The sequence below is a fragment of the Nocardioides sp. NPDC057577 genome (assembly GCF_042801335.1).
Lineage (GTDB): Bacteria > Actinomycetota > Actinomycetes > Propionibacteriales > Nocardioidaceae > Nocardioides.
The window spans coordinates 1-6,470 of record NZ_JBHVGB010000250.1 but is presented as its reverse complement, the minus strand read 5'-3'; the positions used below and the strand labels follow the sequence as shown (position 1 = coordinate 6,470).

The 6,470-nt window shown below is 67.7% G+C and carries 7 protein-coding genes; 2 read left to right on the top strand and 5 right to left on the bottom strand.

What is annotated here, in order from left to right:
* Positions 1-3 precede the first annotated feature (3 nt).
* The 5 genes from ACFU7D_RS28060 to ACFU7D_RS28040 all read right to left on the bottom strand — a co-directional run bounded on the left by ACFU7D_RS28060 (position 4) and on the right by ACFU7D_RS28040 (position 5,564).
* Positions 4-1,479, bottom strand: a complete 1,476-nt coding sequence (locus ACFU7D_RS28060) for a mannitol dehydrogenase family protein (protein ID WP_378873481.1) — start codon at positions 1,477-1,479, stop codon at positions 4-6.
* Entirely contained in the window at positions 1,476-2,312 is an 837-nt protein-coding gene (locus tag ACFU7D_RS28055) for a carbohydrate ABC transporter permease (protein WP_378732804.1), read from the bottom strand. Before ACFU7D_RS28055 ends, ACFU7D_RS28060 begins: the two co-directional genes overlap by 4 nt.
* Positions 2,309-3,268 carry a carbohydrate ABC transporter permease gene (locus tag ACFU7D_RS28050; protein WP_378732806.1) on the bottom strand — a complete coding sequence of 320 codons (960 nt, stop codon included), beginning with the start codon at positions 3,266-3,268 and terminating at the stop codon, positions 2,309-2,311. The genes ACFU7D_RS28055 and ACFU7D_RS28050 overlap by 4 nt, the downstream gene beginning before the upstream one ends.
* Positions 3,268-4,644: an ABC transporter substrate-binding protein gene (locus ACFU7D_RS28045; RefSeq protein WP_378873479.1), complete on the bottom strand. Its 1,377-nt coding sequence runs from the start codon at positions 4,642-4,644 to the stop codon at positions 3,268-3,270. The genes ACFU7D_RS28050 and ACFU7D_RS28045 overlap by 1 nt, the downstream gene beginning before the upstream one ends.
* A gap of 119 nt (positions 4,645-4,763) precedes the next feature.
* A complete protein-coding gene (locus ACFU7D_RS28040) occupies positions 4,764-5,564 on the bottom strand; it encodes a DeoR/GlpR family DNA-binding transcription regulator (RefSeq protein ID WP_378873477.1) in 801 nt (266 codons plus the stop codon).
* 275 nt (positions 5,565-5,839) lie between these two features.
* On the opposite strand from ACFU7D_RS28040, the gene rplU reads away from it, so the two are divergent.
* Together rplU and rpmA are read left to right on the top strand one after the other, a co-directional pair.
* Entirely contained in the window at positions 5,840-6,142 is a 303-nt protein-coding gene (gene rplU, locus ACFU7D_RS28035; RefSeq protein WP_160024636.1) for a 50S ribosomal protein L21, read from the top strand.
* Positions 6,143-6,178: 36 nt separating this feature from the next.
* Entirely contained in the window at positions 6,179-6,436 is a 258-nt protein-coding gene (gene rpmA, locus ACFU7D_RS28030; RefSeq protein WP_378732812.1) for a 50S ribosomal protein L27, read from the top strand.
* The last annotated feature ends 34 nt before the right edge of the window (positions 6,437-6,470 follow it).

The window sequence follows — 6,470 nt, the reverse complement described above, 5'->3', positions numbered from 1 at the left end:
CGCTCAGCCCTCCCAGACCTCGAGGGTCTTGCGCGCCCCGACGGAGTGCAGCGACGCCAGCGCCTCGGCGTACGGCTCGGTGAACTCAGGGGAGTCGACGAGATCGCCGAAGAGGTCGGGGTCGCGGAGGAAGGCGAGCGGGTCCTCGCGCTGCGCGATCGCGCGGGCCGTCACGTCGGCCCGGCGCCGGTCGACGATGTCGATCGGCGATCCCTGCTCGTCGACCCCTTCGGCATAGCGGGCCCAGGAGGCGACGACGAGCGCCGACCGGCGCACGGAACCGCCCGAGGCGAGCTGGGCAGAGATGACCGGGACGAGCCACTTCGGGATCCGGTCAGAGCTCTCCGCGCACAGCCGCGCCAGGGTGTCGCGGATGTAGGGGTTGGCGAAGCGGGCGATCAGCTCCCGCTGGTAGCCGGGCAGGTCCACCCCGGGCACCTTCGGCAGGGTCGGGGCGCCCTCCTGCGACATGTAGCCGAGCAGGAAGTCGACGAACAGCGGGTCCGTGCAGACCTCGTGGGCGTAGCGGTAGCCGGACAGGTAGCCGAGATAGCACAGTGCCTGGTGGCTGGCGTTGAGGAGCCGCAGCTTCATCAGCTCGTACGGCTCGACGTCGGGCACCATCTCGACCCCGGCCTGCTCGAACGGTGGCCGTCCCTGCGGGAAGTGGTCCTCGAGCACCCACTGGGAGAACGGCTCGCTGACCACCGGCCACGTGTCGCCGATCCCGAATCGCCAGCCGACCTCCTCGACGTCGGTATCGGTGGTCGCCGGGGTGATCCGGTCCACCATCGAGCTCGGGAAGGCGACCTCGGAGGCGATCCAGTCACCCAGGGCCGGGTCGCGCAGGGAGGCGAACGCCGACAGCATCGCCCGGGCGACCTCGCCGTTGCCGGCGATGTTGTCGCACGACATGACCGTGAACGGCGCCACCCCGGCGGCCCGACGACGAGCCAGCGCCTCCACGACGTAGCCGAACGCAGTCGACGGCACCGCCCCCGTCCGCAGGTCCTCCTGGATGGCGGGGTCGGACGCATCGAAGCCACCGGTCGCCTGGTTGACGTGATAGCCACCCTCGGTGATGGTCAGCGACACGATCCGGATCCGCGGGTCGGTGAGCAGCCTCAGCACGTCCGCGGGGGAGTCGGGGGCGAAGAGGTAGTCGATGATCGACCCGATCACCCGCCCACGCACGCCCCCGTCCGGCGCCCGCTCGACGAGCGTGTAGAGATGGTCCTGCGCGGCGAGAGCATCCCGCATGCGTACGTCCTGGGGCATCAGCCCCACCCCGACGATGCCCCAGTCGCGGATGCCCGAAGAGAGCAGGTCGTCGACATAGCGCGCCTGGTGGGCACGGTGGAAGCCACCGACCCCGAGATGCACGATCCCGGGTGTGACGGCGGTTCGGTCATAGGTGGGGATGGCAACAGCCGCAGACAGCTCGCCGAGCCGAGCCGTCGTGAGTCGAGCGTGGGTCATTTGACCGCCCCGAGGGAGAGGCCCTGCACCAGCTTGTCCTGAGCGGCGAAGCCGGCGATGAGCACGGGCAGCGAGATCAGCGTCGCCCCGGCGGCGAGCTCGGCGAGGTAGGCGTGCTCGGTCTGGATCAGGGTGTTCACGTAGACCGGTCCGGTCTGCGCGGCGACGCTGGTGAGGACCTTGGCGTAGAGCTGCTCGTTCCACGAGAAGATGAAGCAGATCAGCGAGGTGGCCGCGACGCCGGGCATCGCGATCGGCGCCACGATGCGGGTCAGGATCCTGAGCGTCGACGCGCCGTCGATCGAGGCCGCCTCGATGATCGCCGGCGGCACCTCGGCCAGGAACGACCGCATCATCCAGACCGCGATCGGCAGGTTCATCGCGGTATAGAGCAGGACCAGGATGATCACGTTGTCGGGCATGTTGATGACCTTGGTCGTGAACAGGTAGATCGGCAGGATCCCCGCGACCATCGGCAGCATCTTCGTCGACAGGAAGAAGAACATCGCATCCGACCACTTCTTCACCGGCTTGATCGCCAGGGCGTACGCCGCTGGGATGGCCAGGACGAGCACGAGCAGCGTCGAGATCACGCTGGTGATCACCGAGTTGATCAGTGCCGGGGTGATCGGGTTGGCCGAGGTGAACAGGCCGCTGTAGTTCTCCAGCGTCAGCGGAGCACCCCAACTGGGCGGGTACGTCTGGGCGTCCTGCGGTGCGTGCAGCGAGGTCAGGACCATGTAGAGGATCGGGATCACGAAGATGATGCCGACCAGCCACGCTGCGATCGGGATGACGATCTTCGCCACCCGCTGCCGGTTCCATGGGTTCATCGACTTGCCTCCTCGTCGGTCAGCAGGGACGACACGACGCGCAGCGCGAAGGTCGCGATGATCAGTGAGCCGATGACCACGACGACGCCCAGCGCGGAGGCGACCCCGTAGTCCTTGGCCGAGTAGAACGTCTCGTAGACGGCGTAGGGGATGTTGGTGGAGTTCAGCCCACCGGTCATGCCCAGGACCGAGTCGAAGTTCTGGACGATGAAGATCGTGCCGAGCACGATCGAGAGCTCGAGATAGCGGCGTACGTGGGGGAGCGTCATGTGCACGAACGTCTGCCACCCGTTGCAGCCGTCGATGCTCGCCGCCTCCAGCACCTCAGGATCCTGCGACTGCAGGCCGGCGAGCAGGATCAGCATCATGAACGGCGTCCACTGCCAGATCAGCTGGATCTCGATGGCGAGCTTGGGATGGTCGGTGAGGAAGGCGATGTCTTGGGCACCGGGCACCCCGAGCTGACCGAGCACGCCGTCGACCAGGCCGAACCCGGTCATCAGGATGCCGTTGCCCCAGAAGACCGCGGCCGCGATCGGCACGATCAGGAAGGGCGCGATCATCATCGTGCGCACCAGACCGCGGCCGATGAACGCATGGTTGAGCAGCAGCGCGATACCGAGGGCGAGCAGGGCGCTGACCCCGACGACGACCACGGTCATCTCGATCGTGTTCAGGACGGCCGTACGGTAGGCCGGCGTCGTGAACACGGTCTTGAAGTTGTCGAAGCCGGCGAAGCTGCGCTCCGGGGCGTCGGGCTGGGCGCTCCAGTTCATGAACGACATCACCAGCGTCGCCACGAACGGCAGCTGCGTCACCACGATCAGGAAGACCAGGGCGGGCAGCAGGGGAGCCCGCAGCTTCCAGGACTCCCGGCCCCATTTCCGGTACGCCGCGGGCGGCCTGCTCGCCGTCGGCTCGGTCGTTTCGCGGAGTGGTGCGGTCACGGTGGCCATCACTGCTTCTCCTTCTGGACGTCGCCGTACGCCTGGGCGAGCGACTGACAGCGGGCGAGTGCCGCGTCGGTGGTCTTCGAGCCCGAGATGGCGCTGCTGAGCTGTTTGGCGCACTCGGTGCCGAAGTCGGTGAAGCTCGGCACGCCGACGAACTGGATGCCGTTGTAGGGCCGCTTCTGGACCCCTGGGTTGTCAGCCTGGGCGTTCTTGATCGCGTTCATGGTCGGGGTCGCGAAGGAGCCGGCCACCTCGAGGTACTCGGGATCCGCATAGGTCGAGGCACGCTTGCCCGCGGGAACGTTGGTCGGCCCGCCGGTGTCGTGCTCGGTGTCGGCCATCACCAGCTGCTCGTACTCCTTGCTGGAGGCCCAGGCGACGAACTTCTTGGCGTCCTCCTGGTGCCGGGAGGCCTTCTGGATCGCCCAGGCCCAGGTGTAGAGCCAGCCGGCGTTCTCGGTCTGGTCGTGCGGTGCGGCGACGTAGCCCACCTTGCCCTTGACCGGCGACTCCTCGGCTTCCAGCGATCCGGCGCCGGAGGTGGCGTCGTACCACATCGCGACCTTGCCCTGCTGCATGGCGTTGAGGCACTGCGGGAAGCTGAAGGTCGCGGCGCCGGCCTCGCCGTGCTCCCGGACCAGGTCGACATAGAAGTTGGCCGCCTTCTTGAAGCCGCCCTTGTCGACCTGGGCGTTCCAGTCCTCGTCGAACCAGGTGCCGCCCATGGTGTTGACCACCGTCGTGATCGAGGCGAGGTTGTCGCCCCAGCCGGCCAGGCCACGCAGGCAGATGCCACGCATGTCGGCCTCGGCCTCGTCGATCTGGGCGGCGAAGCCGGCGACCTGCTCCCAGGTCGGGGCAGCCGGCATCTCGATGCCGTGCTTCTCGAACAGATCCTTGCGGTACATCAGGAACGAGGACTCGCCGTAGAACGGCTGGCCATAGACCTTGCCGTTGGCCGAGAGCGCCTCGGTCATGGGGGCGAGGATGTCGTCCTGGTCGAACTCCGGGTCGTTCGCGATGCTCTCCATGTCCGAGATCCAGCCGGCCTCGGCGTAGTAGGGGATCTCGAAGTTGGACAGCGTCGCCACGTCATAGATCCCGGACTGGTTGGCGAACTCGGTGCTGGCGGTGTCGCGCATGTCCTGCTCGACCTTGACCACGAAGTTCACCTCGATCCCGGTCTCCTCGGTGAAGTGCTCCGCGGTGAGCTCCTGGAGCTCGAGCATCTGGGGGTTGTTGACCATCAGCACCGTGATGCTGTGCTCGCCCGCGCTCGTCCCGCCGGCGCCCAGTCCGCCGGTCCCGCATGCCGTCAACAACACGGTGGCCAAAGAGAGCGCTGTCAGCGCTGCGGAGGTCCGTCTCCGTGCCCGCATAGATCTGCCTCCTCGCAGTGTGACTGTCGTCACGGACCACGATGGCGTAATTCGGCTCGGACCCCCTAGCCCGGTCGGTGCGCCCGGAGCGCCCGGTTGCTGCCCGTTCTCAGGCCCGTTCAGGCCCGGATGACCCGGGGGCCCAGCGCCGAGAACCGGCGGGCATCGCTGGCCGCGAGCTCGGTGCCGGTGATGAGGAGCTCGAAGTCGCGTACGCCGGCGAAACGGCACAGGCTGGAGGCCCCGAACTTGGTGTGGGCGCCGAAGAAGATCCGCCGCCGGGAGCGCTCGATGGCGGTCCGCTTCACCGCGGCGACCGAGGGGTCCTGGGTGGTCAGGCCCTGCTCGCGGGAGATCCCGTTGGCGCCGATGTAGGCCAGGTCGATCACCAGGTCGGCGAGCATCCGGGTCGCCCACTGGTCCACGACGCCCCGGGTGATGGTGCGGACCCGCCCGCCCAGGATGATCACGGTGAGCTCCGGATCGGCGGAGAGACGGGTGGCCACCGGGAGCGACGGGGTGATGATCGTCGCGGGCCCCTGGCCGAGCAGCTCCTCGGCCAGGAACTGCGGCATCGTGCCTTCGTCGATATAGATCGTCTCCGCTCCGTGCCGGTGCTGGAGGGCGGCCCGGGCGATCCGGTGCTTCTCATCGACGTCGCGGCTCGCGCGGAACTCGAGGGAGGTCTCGAAGCTGCCGCTCTCCAGGGCGACCGCGCCTCCGTAGACCCGCTCCACGACGCCGCGGTCGGCGAGCACCTTGAGGTCGCGCCGGATCGTCTCGACGCTCACCCCGAGGTCGGGTGCGAGATCGGTCACCGAGACCCGGCCGGTCGTGCGTGCGCGCGCCAGGATCTCCTCCTGCCGGGTCTCCGTGCTTTGCGCGAGCGGCGGTTCGGTCGACATCACGGGCGCCATCATGCCCGGAATCGTGCCCGGTTCGTAGGGGTCGTGGCCGAACCGGGCGCCCGGTTGGCGCGATCGGGGCCTTCTGGGGCACCATGTCGCGGGCAGTGTCCGGGCGGACGGTGTCGCGGCGTTTTGCGGCTACCTCGCCGCGTACGTAAGATTGAATCTCGGCGTGCGCAGTGCGCCGTTCCTGCAGGCATCTGCTGGCACCTATCGCTTCGGGGTCCGGTCTGCCTTGCCGCGGGTCGACACAAGACTTTGAGTTCGGAGCAATGAAGGAGACCGCGGTGTACGCGATCGTGAAGGCTGGCAGCAAGCAGCAGAAGGTCGTTGTCGGCGACGTCATCGAGATCGACCGCCTCGACGGCGAGAACGGCTCGGCCGTCTCGCTGCCCGTGGTCCTCCTGGTCGACGGCGAGAACGTGACCTCGACCGGCCTCGACAAGGCTTCGGTTGCGGCTGAGATCGTCGGTGCCTCCAAGGGCCCGAAGATCATCATCCAGAAGTACAAGAACAAGACCGGCTACAAGAAGCGCCAGGGTCACCGTCAGAAGTACACCCAGGTCAAGGTCACCGCGATCAACGCCTGATTCCGGCGTTCTAGAGATACTTGAAGGACTGAGAAGATGGCACACAAGAAGGGTGCGGCAAGCACCAAGAACGGTCGCGACTCCAACGCCCAGCGCCTCGGTGTGAAGCGCTTCGGCGGCCAGGTCGTCGGCGCCGGCGAGATCATCGTCCGCCAGCGTGGCACTCACTTCCACCCCGGCACCAACGTCGGCCGTGGCGGCGACGACACCCTGTTCGCCCTGCAGGCGGGCGCGGTCGAGTTCGGCAAGCGCCGTGGCCGCCGGGTGATCAACATCGTTCCGGCTGACGCCTGAGTAACGCTTTTCGACGGGCCCTCTCCTCCGGGAG